The sequence below is a fragment of the Nocardiopsis sp. CNZ308 genome, from assembly GCF_004217075.1.
The window spans coordinates 5,732,878-5,748,318 of record NZ_SHKJ01000001.1 but is presented as its reverse complement, the minus strand read 5'-3'; the positions used below and the strand labels follow the sequence as shown (position 1 = coordinate 5,748,318).

Genomic DNA, 15,441 nt, shown 5'->3' with positions numbered 1-15,441 from the left:
ACTCCCGGCTCGCGCCGGGCGGCAACGCTCCCTTCCCCGGACGCCTCCGGTAAAGCACAGCGGTACCTCGGGACGTGACGGCGGACCTCGTGTGCCCGGCTGGCGCACCCTCCCCCGTCGTGTCCTGACCGGACACGACGCGGGGTCCCGGCGCTTCGGGGGCCGGGGCTCGGCTGCGCCGCCGGGGCGGCGGTCGTGTCCGACTTCCGAGTGTGCCCGATCCCGGTGACCACCGGGAGCAGTCCGGCCATGACGAAGGTGGCCGGTATCGGTCCGTGCGGTGTCCACGCGGTGGCGCGGGCCGTCCCGGCGCAGCGCGGCGGGCCCGGACCGGCCTCGCCGGTCCGGGCCCGCGCCCGCTCCCGTCCCCCGCGGTCGGCCGCGGGGCCGCCACCGGTTCAGGTGGGGCGCCAGGGCGTTCCGGTGTTGTCGGTGATGTCCTCCGCCGCGACCTGACGGAGCTGGCGCGAGAGGTCGGACAGGGCGCGCGAGACCGCGAGCTCCTCACCGATCTCGGGGACGTCCAGGTCCGTGGGGTGCTTGCGGGCCATCCCGTGTCCCCGCAGCGCCGTCCCGTCGTCGGCGACCAGGCCGACCTCGGCCCAGGTGCGCGCGCTGTCGCCCTCGTTCTCCTCGGCGACGACGACGTCGACGTTCCAGCGCTTGGTCGTCTGCATGGCATCGGCCCCCTCTGCGTTGGCGCCCGTGCAGCCGGGCGGGTGTTCGATGTGCGCGTCCGGACCCGGGTAGACCAGGTCGTCGTGGCCCTGTTCGGCGCCGGCCCAGTGGACCCGGTAGGGGGGCTCCCCGTCGGACCCCCCGATGCCGGTGACGACGCCCGTCCTGCGGTGGGCGTCGGCGCGCGGGCTCTCGACCACCAGCTGGTCCCCTACGTGTGCTCGCATGGGTTCCCCCGCAAACGTCGGATACCTCCATCTTCGGCATCCCGGCGCCCCACGGCGCGGGGGTTGGGCCTTTGTTGGCGTGGGGCTGGGAGGTTTTTGCCGTGTGCCGTGGTCGGGGCCGCCCCTGGTAGCGTCACGGCGTGGCTCAGCACTACTTCGACTCCGATCCGGGCGCCGCCAGCCGCCCCTCCACCGCCGACCTGGTCCTGCCGGACCTGCACCTGCGGCTGCGCACCGACCGGGGCGTGTTCTCCCCCGACAAGGTGGACCTCGGCACGCGGGTGCTGCTGGAGTCGGTCCCGGCGCCGCCCGAGGGCGGGCGCCTGCTCGACCTGGGCTGCGGCTACGGGCCCATCGCCCTGACGATGGCCTCGCGCGCGCCCGGGGCGCGGGTGCTGGGCGTGGACGTCAACGCGCGGGCCGTGGGGCTGGCGCGGCGCAACGCCGCCGAGCACGGGCTGGGCAACGCGCGGTTCGCGGTGGTGGGGCCCGAGGGCGGGCTGTCGGTGGAGCAGGGCTCGACGGGGGAGGACGTGGCCGCCGAGGACCTGCTGGGCCCCTTCGACGCGGTGTGGTCCAACCCGCCCATCCGGGTGGGCAAGGGCGTGCTGCACTCCATGCTGCGCACGTGGCTGGGGCGTCTCACCCCCGAGGGCGTCGCCCACCTCGTGGTCCAGCGCCACCTGGGCTCGGACTCGTTGCAGAAGTGGCTGGACGGGCAGGGCCTGCCCGCCGAACGGGTGGCCTCCCGGGCGGGTTTCCGGGTGCTCGCGGTGCGCCGTTCCGTGGCTTGACGCGGCTTTTGCCGTGGTGTGTCACAGGTCATGCGTGCGCCCACGCACGGTGACCTGTACTCTGTGGCGAACAGATGGCCTCCGGGACCAGCCCGGGAACACCCGCCGAGGAAAACACCGCAGTTGAGCACGCAGTTGCGTCCCACGGACGTCAAACGCCTGAACCGCCAGTGGCGCAGGCGCACCGAGGGGCGACTCGCCCTTCTCGTCGAATCGGTCACCCAGCCCTACAACCTGGGCTCGATCCTGCGCACGGCTGCGACCTTCGGTGTCGACCAGCTCTGGTTGACCGGCAACAGCGCCGACCCCGACGACCCCAAGGTCGGCAAGACCGCCCTGGGCACCGCCGCCAAGGTCGAGCACACCCGGATGGCCTCCACCGCCGACGCCCTGGCCGCCGCACGCGCGGACGGGTACCGGGTGGTCGCGGTCGAGCTGGCCTCCGGCGCGCTCCCGCTGCACGCGGCTCCCCTGGAGCCGGACGTGTGCCTGGCCGTGGGCGCCGAGGACCACGGCTGCTCCCCCGCCCTGCTGGCGGGCGCGGACGCCGTCACCTACGTTCCCCAGATCGGACGGGTGGGATCGCTCAACGTGGCCGTGGCCACCGCGATCGCGCTCTCCGAGGCCCGCCGCCGGGAGTGGGCCGGGCTCGGCGGGGAGGCCGACGCCCCCGCCGGGAGCTGACCGCTCCGGAACATCCGCCGCCGGGGAACAACCGCCCCAGGCCGATCGTCTTTATCCCTGGTAGTCACATATCACCACAAAGCGCCAAAGCGCAGAGAGAGGAACAGTGGACCCGTCCCGAAGTACCGGCAGCGTCCTGAACGGACGCTGTGACACAGACGACGAGCCCCCTTCTACGAAGGGTGCGCACCCTCGTAGGAGTCCGAGCCCGAAGCGGAACCAGGCGGTGCGTGCCCGATGATGAGCACCATCCTCAGTATCGCCTTCGGGATCGTGGTGGTCTTCCTGATCACCGTGGCGACGGGTTACTTCGTCGCCCAGGAGTTCGGTTACATGGCCGTGGACCGCTCGCGACTGCGGGCGAAGGCGGCGGCCGGGGACGCCGGGGCCCAGAGGGCCCTGGGCATCACCAACCGGACGTCCTTCATGCTCTCCGGTGCCCAGCTGGGCATCACCGTGACCGCCCTGCTGGTGGGTTACGTGGCCGAGCCCATGATCGGCGAGGGCGTCGGTGAGCTGCTCGGCCTCGCCGGAATCCCCACGGGGACGGGCGTGGCCATCGGCACCGTCCTGGCCCTGCTCTTCTCCACCGTCGTGCAGATGGTCTTCGGAGAGCTCTTCCCCAAGAACCTGGCCATCGCCCGGCCCGAGCCGGTCGCGCGCTGGCTGGCGCTGTCCACGGGGATCTACCTGAAGATCTTCGGCCCGGTCATCTGGCTGTTCGACCAGGCGGCGATCCTGCTGCTCAAGGCGGTGCGGATCGAACCGGTCGAGGACGTCCAGCACGCGGCGACCGCGCGCGACCTGGAGAGCATCATCGCCGAGTCCAAGGCCAGCGGCGACCTGCCGCCGGAGCTGTCCACCCTGCTGGACCGCACCCTGGACTTCCACGAGCGCACCGCCGGGCACGCGATGATCCCGCGTCCGGAGGTGGCCACGGTGGAGGAGGGCGACCCGGTCAGCCGGGTCGTGGAGCTGATGGCCTCCGACCACTCGCGCTTCCCGGTGCTGGGTGACGGCGTGGACGACATCGTCGGCGTCATCTGCCTGCGCGACGTGCTCGCGCTGGGCGACCGGGACCTGGCCAACACCAAGGTCAGCGAGGTGGCGCGGCGCACCGTGATGCTTCCCGCGTCGCTGCCGCTGCCCTCCGCGCTGAGCCAGCTCCGTGAGGCGGGCGAGGAGTTCGCCTGCGTGGTGGACGAGTACGGCGGCCTGGCCGGGGTCATCACGACCGAGGACCTGGCCGAGGAGCTGGTCGGCGAGATCGCCGACGAGCACAGCCCCGCGGAGGACTCCCCCTCCTACCTGGAGGGCGAGGGCTCCTACCTGGTCCCGGGCGCTCTGCACATCGACGAGGTCGAGCGGCTGCTCGGCCACGACCTGCCCGAGGGGGACTACGAGACCCTGGGCGGTCTGGTGGTGCACGAGCTGCACCGGCTCCCCGAGGCCGGTGACAGGGTCTCCATCGCCCTGCCCCGACCGCCCAGCGCGCACGACGAGGACCCCGACATGGGGCTGACCATGGTCGTCAGCGCGGTGCAGAGGCACGTTCCGCACACCGTGGAGCTGCGTCTGCACGAGGTCCAGGGCAACGAGTCGCAGGAGGCGTCGGCATGAGTGACATGAACGTGTGGGTGGCGCTCACGCTGACCGCGGTGATCATCGCGCTGAGCGCCTTCTTCGTGGCGATCGAGTTCGCCCTGGTGGCGGCGCGCCGCTACCGGTTGGAGGAGGCCGCCGAGTCCAGCTTCTCGGCACGGGCCGCGGTCAAGAGCGCCCGCGACCTGTCGCTGCTGCTGGCCGGTTCGCAGCTGGGGATCACCCTGTGCGCCCTGGCGCTGGGCGCGATCTCCAAGCCCGCCGTCCACCACATGCTGGAGCCGCTGTTCGGCGGCCTGCCGGCGGCGGTGGGCTACGTGGTCTCGTTCGTGCTGTCGCTGATCGTGGTGACCTTCCTGCACCTGGTGGTGGGTGAGATGGCGCCCAAGTCCTGGGCGATCTCGCACCCGGAGAAGTCGGCGATCATGCTGGCCGTGCCGATGCGGGCGTTCATGTGGTTCACCCGTCCGCTGCTGCTGATGCTCAACGGCATGGCCAACTGGTGCCTGCACCGGCTGGGCGTGGAGGCGGTGGACGAGATGTCGTCCGGGCACGGTCCCGACGACGTGCGCGAGCTGGTGGAGCACTCGGCCAAGGCCGGTGCGCTCGACCCCGAGCGCCGCGCCCAGCTGGCCACGGCGCTGGAGGTCAACTCCCGCCCGCTGAGCGAGATCGTGACGCCGCGCGAGGAGATCGCGTCGGTGTCCCCGAACTCGACGGTGGACGACATCAAGCAGGTGTCGCGGGAGTCCACGCACCTGCGCCTGGTGGTGATGGACGGCACCGAGCCCGTGGGCGTGCTGCACGTGCGCGAGGCGCTGACGGGTCCGGAGGGGACCACCGCGGCCGACCTGATGCGGCCGGTGCTCACCCTGGCCGCGGAGACGCCGATGTACGCGGCGATGGGCATCATGCGGGAGAGCCGCAGCCACCTGTCCCTGGTGGAGTCGGACGGCGAGGTGATCGGCCTGGTCACCCTCCAGGACATCCTGGACCGCCTGCTGCTGCTGGACACGGCCGCCTGAGCGGGGCCGTGAGGCCGTGAGGGGCCGGGAAGGGGGATCCCCCTCCCGGCCCCTCGTGTGTGCGCGTGTTCAGCGGCAGCGCGACCCCGGGTCGGTGTCGCCCCTGTCCACGTGCTGGCGCCAGAAGGCGCGCTCGCCCACGGGCCCCTGCCCGGGGTGCGTGCGCCGGTGGTGGTCGAGGTAGACCTCCTAGGCGCGCTCACCGGCCGGGGGCCCGGCCTCCGCTGGGCCGCGGGTCGGGACAGAGGACGTCCGGTCCTTCCCTCTTCGTGGCTTCGGGGCTTCGGTCGGGTCGAGGACCGCCGGACGCCTGTCCCTCGGGGCCGGCTATGCGCAACAGGCATCACAGCGGTCGTTCTCGGCCGCGGACACGCCGAGGGGGGAGGAAGTGTCGCGTGCGGGTCGGCGGCTGGCGGCGCACAGACGGGGCGGAGCCCCCCGAGGATGTCCTCGGGGGGCTCCGCGCAGGTGTCGCTAGGCGGTCCTGGCCGTCAGGGTCACCTCGATGTTGCCGCGGGTGGCGCGGGAGTAGGGGCACATCTGGTGCGCGCCCTCGACCAGCTCCTCGGCCTTGGCCTGGTCCACGCCCGGGATGGTGACGGTGATCGCCACCGCCAGGGTCATGCCGTCGTCGGCCTTGCCCAGGCTGACCTGGGCGTCGATGGTGGAGTTGTCGACGTTGACCTTCTCCTTGCGGGCGACGGCCTTGAGGGCGCCGTGGAAGCAGGCGCCGTAGCCGACCGCGAAGAGCTGCTCGGGGTTGGTGCCGGGGCCGTCGTCGCCGCCCATGCCCTTGGGCACGGACAGGTCGACCTCCAGGCGGCGGTCGTCGGTGCGAGCGGTGCCCTTGCGGCCCTCTCCGGTGACGGTGGCGTTGGCGGTGTACATCACGTCGTAGGCCATGTTTGCCTCTCTCCTTCGTGGTGGGTGGGTTCGATGGTGGTCCGGGTGGGGCCCGTGGCCCCGTTCAGCACGGGTCGCGCCTGCGGGAGGCGGTCTCCACCGAACGTGTGAGCAGGCCGAGCGCCTCCTGCAGCTCCCGGGCCCGCTCCCGGGGCAGTCCGGCCGAGCACATGACCCGTTCGGGGACCTCCTCGGCGCGTGCGCGCAGCGCGTCGCCCTTCGGGGTGGCCGCGACCTCGACGACGCGCTCGTCGGTGGAACTGCGTTCGCGGGTCAGGAGCCCGGCGCACTCCAGGCGGCGCAGCAGCGGCGAGAGCGTGCCCGAGTCCAGGTGCAGGGCCCGGCTGAGCTCCTTGACGGTGAGCGTTCCGCGCTCCCAGAGCACGAGCATGACCAGGTACTGGGGGTAGGTCAGTTCCAGGTCGCCCAGCAGTTCCCGGTAGAGGCCGGTCATGGCCCGGGAGGCCGCGTAGAGGGAGAAGCACAGCTGGTTGTCCAGGGCGAGGGGGTTCTCCCCTTGCTCGTCGGCCACGGTGTTCCCTCCTGCGCGCGCGGAACCGTTCGGTGGGCACCACCGTAACAGAATTAAGTTGCACGCAACATGATCGTGCGCAACTTTTTTTGGCGTGTCGCGGGTGCCCGCGCCCGGCCGGGCGCGGGCACCGGGCCTCTCAGAGGAAGCTCACGCCCTGGGCCAGCGGCAGCTCGCCGCCGTAGTTGACCGTGTTGGTCGCCCGGCGCATGTAGGCCTTCCAGGAGTCCGAACCCGACTCGCGGCCGCCGCCGGTGTCCTTCTCCCCACCGAAGGCGCCGCCGATCTCCGCTCCGGAGGTGCCGATGTTGACGTTGACGATCCCGCAGTCCGAACCGGCCGCGGACAGGAACCGCTCGGCCTCGGACTGGTCCTGGGTGAAGATCGACGACGACAGCCCCTGGGGCACGCCGTTGTGCAGCTCCACCGCCTCCTCCAGCGTGCGGTAGGGCATCACGTACAGGATCGGCGCGAAGGTCTCCTCGCGCACGACGGCGGTCTGGCCGGGCATGCGCACCACCGCGGGCTCGACGTAGTAGGCGTCGGCGGCCTCCTCCTCCAGGACCCGGGCGCCGCCGACCAGCACCTGGCCGCCCTCGGCCGCGGCGCGCTCCAGCGCCGAGCGCATCGCGGCGTACCCGCGCTCGCCCACCAGCGGACCCACCAGCGTCGACTCCGCGAAGGGGTCGCCGACGCGGTCGCGCAGCTGCTTGTAGGCGTCCACGATCCGCCGGGTGACCTCCTCGGCCACGTCCTCGTGCACGATGAGGCGGCGCAGCGTCGTGCAGCGCTGGCCCGCGGTGCCCGCCGCGGAGAAGACGCTGCCGCGCACCACCAGGTCCAGGTCGGCGGAGGGGGCGACCACGGCCGCGTTGTTGCCGCCCAGCTCCAGCAGGTAGCGGCCCATGCGGGCGGCCACCCGGGGCGCCACCTCGCGGCCCATGGCGGTCGAGCCGGTGGCCGACAGCAGGGCCACCCGGGGGTCGTCGGCCAGGGCCCGGCCGATCTCGCGGCCGCCCAGCACGACCCGGTGCAGGCCCCGGGAGGGCGCGCCGACCTCCCGCGCCGCGCGCATGAGCAGGCCGTGGCAGGCCAGCGCGGTGAGCGGGGTCAGCTCCGAGGGCTTCCAGACCACGGTGTCACCGCACACCAGGGCCACGCACGTGTTCCACGACCACACCGCCACCGGGAAGTTGAAGGCGGTGATCACGCCGACCACGCCCAGCGGGTGCCAGGTCTCCATGAGCCGGTGGCCGGGCCGCTCGGAGGGCATGGTGCGCCCGTACAGCTGCCGGGACATGCCCACGGCCAGGTCGCAGATGTCGATCATCTCCTGAACCTCGCCCAGGGCCTCGGAGCGGATCTTGCCCGCCTCGATGGTCACCAGCTCGGCCAGGTCGGCCTTGTGTTCGCGCAGCAGCTCGCCGAGCCTGTGGACGAGCTGCCCGCGCACCGGGGCGGGGGTGTCGCGCCAGGCGGCGAAGGCCTCCCGGGCCTCGGCGACGGCCTGTTCGACGTCGGCGGCGGACTCGTGGGCCAGGGCGAAGAGCTCCTGGCCGGTGATGGGCGACCTCGCCGCGCCGCCGGCCCCGGCCGGTTCCTGGGGCGCGGCGACGCGGCACCGGTCCAGGGCGGCCCGCGCGCGGTCGGCGAGGGAGGCGGTGGTGGGGAGGGCGGAAATCGGCATGTGCTGCTCTCTCCGTTGAGAGGAACGGGCGGTCACCTCACACCCTGCCAAGTCCGACCCCGCCGGTCCAGCCCCCGTGTCTCGTCGGCCGGACGCGCCGGACGCGCTGTCCCCGGGGCGGTCGCGGGCGGCGTTAGACTCGGCTGGCCCCTCCCCCGGCGGCCCTCCCGACGCCCCTGAGACGGACAGCGACCCCCGTGCACCACCACACCACTCCCGAAGAGGACCGCGCCGGTCTCCCCGAGCCCCGCCTGATCCTGACCCGCTCCGGTTTCGGCGCGGCCGAGCCCCTGTTCAGCGCCGATCTGCGGGCGAGCGCCGACCTCGCCCGGGCACGGGAGGCGGTCGCCGCGCACGCCTCCCGGCTGTGGACGGAGGCCGCCCGCGACGGCGCCGACGACCGCCCCCTGTACTGGGCGCGGCTGGTGCTCTCGGCCCGGCTGCGCTCCTGGCGGCCGGACTTCGCCGTCTCCGACGCCGACCGCGCCGACCTGCTGCACCTGCTGGAGACTTGCTCGCGCGGCATCGCCGACCTCGACTTCCCGCCGGGCGACCGGTGGGTGCGGGTGGTCGTGACCGGCTTCGACCCCTTCCGCCTGGACGAGGACCCGGCGTGCTCCAACCCCTCCGGCGCGGCGGCGCTGGACCTGAACGGGTGGACGTTCCCCGTGGGCGGGCGCACGGCCGTGGTGCGCACCGCGGTGTTCCCGGTGCGCTGGGCGGACTTCGACGCCGGGCTGGTGGAGGAGGCGCTGGCCGGGCAGCACCGGCGCGCGGACGCGGTGGTCACGCTCAGCCGCGGGCGGCCGGGCCGCTTCGACCTGGAGGTGTGGAACGGCGTCTGGCGCGGCGGAGGCGAGGACAACCTGCGGGTGTCGCGCACCGGCCGGGCACCGGTGCCGGGCCCCGGCGTCCCGGAGTGGACGCTCTCCTCGCTGCCCCACGAACGGATCCTGGCGGCCGTGCGGGAGGACCCCTACCCGGTGGTGGTCAACACCGAGGTGGCCGAGGCCGCGCCGGACGGGCGCGGGGTGGTGGTGCGCCCGGACGGCCCCACGGAGGGGTCGGCGGCGCGCCGCGGGGGCGGTGGGGACTACCTGTCCAACGAGATCGCCTACCGCAACACGCTGCTGCGGGACCGGGCGGGGCGGCGGATCGCGGCCGGGCACGTGCACCTGCCCAAGGTGGCCTCCCCGCGGGAGAACGCCGAGGTCCTGGCGCAGGTCCGGCGGATCGTGGCGGCCGTGGCCGCCGACGCGGCCGGGCCACGGGAGGAGGCGGGGCGGGGCTGACCCCCTCCCCTCCCCCGCCCGCTTCAGTAGGCCGAGTTCGTGGCGAAGACGCTCATGAGCCCCGCCGCCCCGTAGACGAAGAACAGGACGGCGTACAGTGCGGTCCCGACTCCGAAGAGCACCCAGGAGATGATGGTGCAGGTCCTGGCCGACTCGGGGTTGGTGGTGGTCATGGTCAGCGCGACGATGGCCAGGATGACGCCGACGATCGACAGCATCCAGCACAGGCACAGGCCGAAGATGTTGGCGATGAGCGCGCCGATGGCCGAGCCCTGGCTCGCGGGCGGAGGCGGCGGCTGGAAACCGGGGCCGCCGTACCAGCCTCCGGGGGGCGGGGGGAGGCCGCCTCCGGGCGGCGGATACCCTCCGCCTCCTCCGGGAGGGGGCTGGTGGCCACCGCTCCCCCCGCTCGGGGGAAAGTAGCCGCCGGTTCCGGGACCGTAACTCATGGGTGCCTTTCAGGGGTGGACGGAGCGGGCGCTCCGACGGAGGAGGGCGTGTCACCGGCGTCCGGATTCGCGGGGGAACACGGTGTACGCCCCTTCGGGATCAGTATGGCCGGAACGCGGACCCGCCGAGGACCGGCGCCCCGTGCCCGCACCGGGTTTCGGACAGTGCCGGTACAGGGCCGCGAGGCCCCGGAAACGGGCCCGGCGCCGGGCCGCCGGCCCACCGGGGACCTGGCGGCGCGATCCTCCTCCCCGGCCCTCCCGGAGGCGCCGAGGGGGCTACCGGAGGCGGGTCGGGTGAACGGAGCGTGACCGCGCGCCGGACACGCTGAGTACGCGGACGCCTGCGAGGCGATTCACGCTGAGGTGAGCGGCTCGGATATGGTCCCCCTCGTGGCTGTCACCTCACTACGACGCAAACTCTCCGTCAGCGCCGCCGTGGGTCTGCTCCTGGTCCCCGGCTGCCGTGCCGTGGAACAGGAGCTTCCCTACGCCGAACCGGTCCGCTCCTCGCCCGACGACCTGGCGGGGATGGAGGCCAGCACCGTATCGGTGACCACCGACGACAGCGTGGTGAGCTACCGCTACCCGCTGTTGGGCGACGACCACCCGCTGACGGTGGAGGCGCGTACCGCCATGGCCGAGCGCCAGACCGCCTTCCTGGAGGACCTGCCGGAGGGGGGATCCCCCGAGCTGCACCAGGACACGGCCATCCTCGCCGCCTCCCCGGAGGTGGTGGGCGCGCGGCTGACCGCGACCGCCTCCGCGGGCGGGGACGAGACCTTCGAGGCCGACACCCTGTGGTACGACGCGGACAGCGGGGCGGTGCTGCCCTGGACCTCGCTGTTCCGGGACGAGGAGGCGATCGAGCAGGCCCACCTGGTCCTGGCCGACGTCCTGGAGGAGGGGTACGACCTGCCCGAGCACCAGCTGCCCGGGCTGGTCGGCGAGGTCGCCTCGGGCGAGCGGACCGCGCCGGAGGGCGGCGCGTCCGCTGACGGGCGGGACGGGACGGCCGACGGGGAGGCGGCCGGGGGACCGGGCGGGGAGGCGGACGCGACGGCCGAGCCGCTCGACCTGTCCGAGCCCGGCCAGGCCCGGAAGGCCGCCGAGCGCTGGGCGGGCTCGCCGCTGGGCGACCTGGCCTTCAGCACAGCGGGCGGCCTGGCCGTGCGCATGGACCCCGACGCGGTGCCCAGCGCGGGCCGGGTCGGCGAGGTGCTGGTTCCGGTGGAGGCCGCCGACGTGGAGGGGCTGTTGTCCGAGCTGGGCTACCGGGCCCGGGAGGCGGCCCTGCACGGGGACGGTCTGGGCGACGGCCTCTCGCAGGACGAGGGCGGCCTGAGCGCCCAGGGGCACACCCTGGACTGCCAGCGCCTCAAGTGCGTGGCGCTGACCTTCGACGACGGGCCGGGCGAGCACACCGACCGGTTGCTGGACAGCCTGGCCGAGTACGACGCCCACGCCACGTTCTACGTGCTGGGTTCGCTCGTGGACGACTTCCCCGCACCGGTGGAGCGCATGGCCGAGGAGGGCCACGAGCTGGGCAACCACACCTGGAAGCACGACGACCTGGCGAAGATGTCGGCCGACGAGATCCGCAAGGACATCGAACGCACCAACGCGGCCGTGCGCGAGGTCACCGGGGTGGAACCGCCGACCATCCGGCCGCCCTACGGGTCGCTGAACGGGACGGTGCGCAAGACGGTGGAACAGCCCCTGGTCCTGTGGGACGTGGACACGCTGGACTGGAGGAGCCGCGACACCGAGGACGTCAGTGCGGCGGCGCTGGACAACACCGTGCCGGGGAGCGTGGTGCTCTTCCACGACATCCACGAGACCTCCGTGCGGGCGATCCCGGACGTGCTGGCGGGGCTGCACCGGCAGGGCTACCACTTCGTGACGGTCACCGACATCTTCGGCTACCAGGGCATGGAGTCGGGCGACGTGTACACCGACGCGCGGCTCTCCTAGGCCCCGCGCCCGCGCGGCGGCCGGGCCCCTGCCGGGTAGAGGGCGCGGGCCGGGGACCGGAAGGCGGCGGGGGACGGTGTGCCCGCGGGGCCTCGCACGGGCGTCCGCGGCGCCGCGACCGAAAGAACCCGTCCGGAGAGCCGGAATGGCGCTGGCGCGGGGGCGGACCCGCCCCCTCTTCGCAAACAAAGAGGACATTCTCCGTCCGGCGAAGAAAACACTGGTGGCGATTACCGGCACCGGCGGACCCGATGGGCTAGGTTGCGTTTCCGAGGCCTGGGACATTCCCTTCCCGAATCACCCCCAAAAGGAAAAGCCTCGTTTTTCCCATTCGCACGCACCCATCTTCCGCACGGAGGCACGAGCAGTGGCACCAGCGAAAACCGAGGCAGAGGAGTCCTCCTCCGTGAAGGCCCCCAAGGGGTCGATCATCGTGAGCTGGCTGACCTCGACCGACCACAAGGTCATCGGGTACATGTACATCATCACCGCCTTCGCCTTCTTCGTCTTCGGCGGGATCCTGGCGGTGCTCATCCGCGCCGAACTGTTCTTTCCGGGCATGCAGATCATGTCCAACGAGGAGTACAACCAGCTGTTCACCATGCACGGCACGATCATGCTGCTGCTCTTCGCGACCCCGCTGTTCGTCGGGTTCGGCAACGTGATCATGCCGTTGCAGATCGGCGCGCCCGACGTGGCGTTCCCGAGGATGAACCTGTTCGGCTACTACCTGTTCCTGTTCGGCGGGCTGATCGTCTCGGCCGGGTTCCTCACCCCGGGCGGCGCGGCCAGCTTCGGCTGGTTCGCCTACACGCCCCTGTCGAACGAGGTCCACTCACCGGGGGTGGGGGGCAATCTGTGGATCATGGGGCTGGTGGTGTCGGGTCTGGGCACCATCCTGGGCGCGGTCAACTTCATCACGACCGCCCTGTGCATGCGCGCGCCGGGCATGACGATGTTCCGCATGCCGATCTTCACCTGGAACATCATCCTGACCAGCGTGCTGGTGCTCATCGCGTTCCCCGTGCTGACGGCGGCCCTGATCGCGCTGGGCGCGGACCGCATCGTCGGCACGCAGGTCTTCCACGCCGAGCACGGCGGGGCCATCCTGTGGCAGCACCTGTTCTGGTTCTTCGGCCACCCCGAGGTGTACATCATCGCGCTGCCGTTCTTCGGCATCGTGACCGAGATCCTGCCGGTGTTCAGCCGCAAGCCGATCTTCGGCTACAAGGGGCTGGTGGCGGCGACCATCGCCATCACGGGCCTGTCGGTGACGGTGTGGGCGCACCACATGTTCCCCACGGGCGCGGTGCTGCTGCCGTTCTTCTCGTTCATGAGCTTCCTCATCGCGGTCCCGACCGGCGTGAAGTTCTTCAACTGGATCGGCACGATGTGGCGGGGCCAGATCACCTTCGAGACGCCGATGCTGTTCTCGATCGGGTTCCTGGTGACCTTCCTGTTCGGCGGTCTGACCGGTGTGCTGCTGGCCTCCCCGCCGATCGACTTCCACGTCACCGACTCCTACTTCGTGGTGGCCCACTTCCACTACGTGGTGTTCGGCACGGTGGTGTTCGCGATGTTCGCGGGCTTCTACTTCTGGTGGCCCAAGTTCACCGGGACGATGCTCCACGAGGGTCTGGGCAAGTTCCACTTCTGGCTGCTCTTCCTGGGCTTCCACGGCACGTTCCTGGTGCAGCACTGGCTGGGAGCGGCGGGCTTCCCGCGCCGCTACGCCGACTACCTGCCCAGTGACGGCTTCACCGAGCTCAACCAGATCTCCTCGGTCTCCTCGTTCGTGCTGGCGGCCTCGACGCTGATCTTCTTCTGGAACGTCTTCGTCACCGCACGCAGGGCCCCCCAGGTGGGAGTGGACGACCCGTGGGGCTACGGCTGCTCGCTGGAGTGGGCCACGTCCTGCCCGCCGCCGCGGCACAACTTCACCTCGCTGCCGCGGATCCGTTCCGAGCGTCCCGCGTTCGACCTGCACCACCCGCACGTGGCGGGGCGGGCCCTGGACGCCGGGCGCGAGGAGGCCGCCCCGAGGCACTGACCAGCACGGGCGGGGAGGGCGCGGCCCACCCCGCCCTCCCGCTCACAGGAGCCGGCGCAGCAGCTTCTGCTTGAGCTCGGTGACGGGCGCGTAGGCGACGCGCATGGTGTCCATGAACAGCGACTTGTCCAGCACCGACTTGGTGTGCGAGAAGGTGTCCAGGGAGGCCGCGGAGTGGTAGGCGCCCATGCCGCTGTCCCCCACGCCGCCGAAGGGCAGGTCGGGAACGGCCAGGTGGGCGATCGGCAGCCCGAAGGCCAGGCCGCCCGAGGAGGTCTCGGTGGTCAGGCGGCGCTTGGTCTCCTCGGAGTCGGTGAAGCCGTACAGCGCCAGCGGCTTGTCGCGTGCGTTGACGAAGGCGATGGCCGCGTCCAGGTCGGGGACCCGCAGGACCGGCAGGACGGGGCCGAAGATCTCCTCCGACATCACCGGGGAGTCGGGGTCCACGTCCCCCAGGACGGTGGGGGCGACGTAGAGGCGGTCGATGTCGTGCTGTCCGCCGGTGACCACGGTGCCGCTGCCCAGCAGGGCGGTGATCCGGGCGAAGTGGCGCTCGTTGACGATGCGCCCGTAGTCGGCGCTGCGTGAGGGGTCCTCGCCGAACATCTCGGTGATGGCGGCGGTCAGCTCGCGCTGGAGCGGTTCGGCGGTGTCGCCGACGGCGAGCACGTAGTCGGGTGCCACGCAGGTCTGACCGGTGTTGGTGAACTTGCCCCAGGCCAGGCGGCGGGCGGTGGTGGCCAGGTCCACCCCGGGTTCGACGATGGCCGGGCTCTTGCCGCCCAGCTCCAGGGTGACGGGGGTCAGGTGCTTGGCGGCGGCGGCCATGACGATGCGGGCCACGGCGCCGTTGCCGGTGTAGAAGATGTGGTCGAAGCGCTCCTCCAGCAGGGCGGTGCTCTCGGGGATGCCGCCCTCCACGACCGCGACCGCCTCGGTGTCCAGGTAGCGGGGCAGCAGCTCGGCCAGGGCGGCGGAGGTGGCCGGGGCCAGTTCGCTGGGCTTGACCAGGGCGGCGTTGCCCGCGGCGAGGGCGCCGACCAGGGGCGCCAGGGACAGGTTCACCGGGTAGTTCCACGGGGCGATGATCAGCACGGTGCCCAGCGGCTCGCGCACGCGGCGGGCCTTGGCCGGGGCCAGGGCGACGGGCACCGGCACCCGCTGCGGGCGCAGCCAGGAGGCCAGGTGCCTGAGGGTGTGGTCGATCTCGTTGACCACGAAGCCGATCTCGGTGGTGTGGGCCTCGATGGGGCTCTTGCCGAGGTCGGCCCTGAGCGCGCGTTCGAACGCGGCGCGCTCCTCGGTGAGCATGCGGCGCAGGGCGCGCAGCTGGGCGCGGCGCCAGGCGACGGGCTTGGTGCGGCCGGAGGCGAAGGCGGCGCGCAGGCGGGCGACCACCGGCGGGATCTCGGTGGTCAGGGTGAGCGGCTCGGCGGGGGGCCGGGGGGCGGCCTCGGCGGCGGGGGCGCCTTGGGTGTCGGTCATGGAGCGATACTAAACGAAACGCTTTCGTTTCCCTAGACCCCGCTCGCATAGGATTCGGG

13 protein-coding genes and 1 pseudogene are annotated in these 15,441 nt (G+C 72.4%); 7 read left to right on the top strand and 7 right to left on the bottom strand.

The features are described 5' to 3' along the window. Positions 1-398 precede the first annotated feature (398 nt). On the bottom strand, positions 399-905 hold the full coding sequence (locus EV372_RS24645) for a dsRBD fold-containing protein (protein WP_081642916.1): 507 nt from the start codon (positions 903-905) through the stop codon (positions 399-401). Positions 906-1,045: 140 nt separating this feature from the next. Here EV372_RS24645 and EV372_RS24640 point away from each other — a divergent pair, with 140 nt between their 5' ends. The 4 genes from EV372_RS24640 (at position 1,046) to EV372_RS24625 (ending at position 5,010) form a co-directional block, all read left to right on the top strand. Further along, complete coding sequence (locus EV372_RS24640) at positions 1,046-1,699, top strand: methyltransferase (RefSeq protein ID WP_130397979.1); 654 nt, start codon at positions 1,046-1,048, stop codon at positions 1,697-1,699. A 123-nt stretch (positions 1,700-1,822) separates the two neighbouring features. After that, positions 1,823-2,383: a TrmH family RNA methyltransferase gene (locus EV372_RS24635; RefSeq protein WP_051104316.1), complete on the top strand. Its 561-nt coding sequence runs from the start codon at positions 1,823-1,825 to the stop codon at positions 2,381-2,383. A gap of 237 nt (positions 2,384-2,620) precedes the next feature. Continuing rightward, the gene (locus tag EV372_RS24630) at positions 2,621-4,003 is read left to right on the top strand and encodes a hemolysin family protein (protein ID WP_130397978.1); all 1,383 of its coding nucleotides are present in this window, start codon (positions 2,621-2,623) and stop codon (positions 4,001-4,003) included. Continuing rightward, positions 4,000-5,010 carry a hemolysin family protein gene (locus EV372_RS24625; RefSeq protein ID WP_130397977.1) on the top strand — a complete coding sequence of 337 codons (1,011 nt, stop codon included), beginning with the start codon at positions 4,000-4,002 and terminating at the stop codon, positions 5,008-5,010. Before EV372_RS24630 ends, EV372_RS24625 begins: the two co-directional genes overlap by 4 nt. Positions 5,011-5,079: 69 nt before the next feature. Here EV372_RS24625 and EV372_RS24620 read toward each other — a convergent pair. The 4 genes and pseudogenes from EV372_RS24620 to amaB form a co-directional block, all read right to left on the bottom strand. Further along, positions 5,080-5,187, bottom strand: a pseudogene (locus EV372_RS24620) (CstA-like transporter-associated (seleno)protein); the annotation flags it as partial. Between the two features lie 297 nt (positions 5,188-5,484). Continuing rightward, the gene (locus tag EV372_RS24615; RefSeq protein ID WP_130397976.1) at positions 5,485-5,913 is read right to left on the bottom strand and encodes an organic hydroperoxide resistance protein; all 429 of its coding nucleotides are present in this window, start codon (positions 5,911-5,913) and stop codon (positions 5,485-5,487) included. Between the two features lie 64 nt (positions 5,914-5,977). Continuing rightward, complete coding sequence (locus tag EV372_RS24610; protein ID WP_130397975.1) at positions 5,978-6,445, bottom strand: MarR family winged helix-turn-helix transcriptional regulator; 468 nt, start codon at positions 6,443-6,445, stop codon at positions 5,978-5,980. A gap of 139 nt (positions 6,446-6,584) precedes the next feature. Beyond that, positions 6,585-8,132 (bottom strand): L-piperidine-6-carboxylate dehydrogenase, encoded by a 1,548-nt coding sequence (amaB, locus tag EV372_RS24605; RefSeq protein ID WP_130397974.1) that lies wholly within the window; start codon positions 8,130-8,132, stop codon positions 6,585-6,587. A 197-nt stretch (positions 8,133-8,329) separates the two neighbouring features. Between amaB and EV372_RS24600 the strand changes: the two genes are divergently transcribed. Continuing rightward, the gene (locus EV372_RS24600) at positions 8,330-9,424 is read left to right on the top strand and encodes a C15 family peptidase (RefSeq protein ID WP_130397973.1); all 1,095 of its coding nucleotides are present in this window, start codon (positions 8,330-8,332) and stop codon (positions 9,422-9,424) included. A gap of 23 nt (positions 9,425-9,447) precedes the next feature. Here EV372_RS24600 and EV372_RS29270 read toward each other — a convergent pair whose 3' ends face one another. Next, the gene (locus tag EV372_RS29270) at positions 9,448-9,873 is read right to left on the bottom strand and encodes a hypothetical protein (RefSeq protein WP_197044310.1); all 426 of its coding nucleotides are present in this window, start codon (positions 9,871-9,873) and stop codon (positions 9,448-9,450) included. Positions 9,874-10,254: 381 nt separating this feature from the next. Here EV372_RS29270 and EV372_RS24590 point away from each other — a divergent pair, with 381 nt between their 5' ends. Then, complete coding sequence (locus tag EV372_RS24590) at positions 10,255-11,847, top strand: polysaccharide deacetylase family protein (protein WP_130397972.1); 1,593 nt, start codon at positions 10,255-10,257, stop codon at positions 11,845-11,847. 406 nt (positions 11,848-12,253) lie between these two features. Further along, the gene (ctaD, locus tag EV372_RS24585; RefSeq protein ID WP_486484056.1) at positions 12,254-13,897 is read left to right on the top strand and encodes an aa3-type cytochrome oxidase subunit I; all 1,644 of its coding nucleotides are present in this window, start codon (positions 12,254-12,256) and stop codon (positions 13,895-13,897) included. A gap of 42 nt (positions 13,898-13,939) precedes the next feature. Here the strand turns inward: ctaD and EV372_RS24580 are convergent, their stop codons facing one another. Continuing rightward, complete coding sequence (locus tag EV372_RS24580) at positions 13,940-15,382, bottom strand: aldehyde dehydrogenase family protein (protein ID WP_130397970.1); 1,443 nt, start codon at positions 15,380-15,382, stop codon at positions 13,940-13,942. Positions 15,383-15,441 lie beyond the last annotated feature (59 nt).

Coding starts and splice junctions, on each gene's coding strand:
- amaB (WP_130397974.1), bottom strand. CDS start 8,132: ATGCCGATTTCCGCCCTCCCCACCACCGCCTCCCTCGCCGACCGCGCG.
- EV372_RS29270 (WP_197044310.1), bottom strand. CDS start 9,873: ATGAGTTACGGTCCCGGAACCGGCGGCTACTTTCCCCCGAGCGGGGGG.
- EV372_RS24625 (WP_130397977.1), top strand. CDS start 4,000: ATGAGTGACATGAACGTGTGGGTGGCGCTCACGCTGACCGCGGTGATC.
- EV372_RS24580 (WP_130397970.1), bottom strand. CDS start 15,382: ATGACCGACACCCAAGGCGCCCCCGCCGCCGAGGCCGCCCCCCGGCCC.
- EV372_RS24630 (WP_130397978.1), top strand. CDS start 2,621: ATGATGAGCACCATCCTCAGTATCGCCTTCGGGATCGTGGTGGTCTTC.
- EV372_RS24615 (WP_130397976.1), bottom strand. CDS start 5,913: ATGGCCTACGACGTGATGTACACCGCCAACGCCACCGTCACCGGAGAG.
- EV372_RS24590 (WP_130397972.1), top strand. CDS start 10,255: ATGGTCCCCCTCGTGGCTGTCACCTCACTACGACGCAAACTCTCCGTC.
- EV372_RS24645 (WP_081642916.1), bottom strand. CDS start 905: ATGCGAGCACACGTAGGGGACCAGCTGGTGGTCGAGAGCCCGCGCGCC.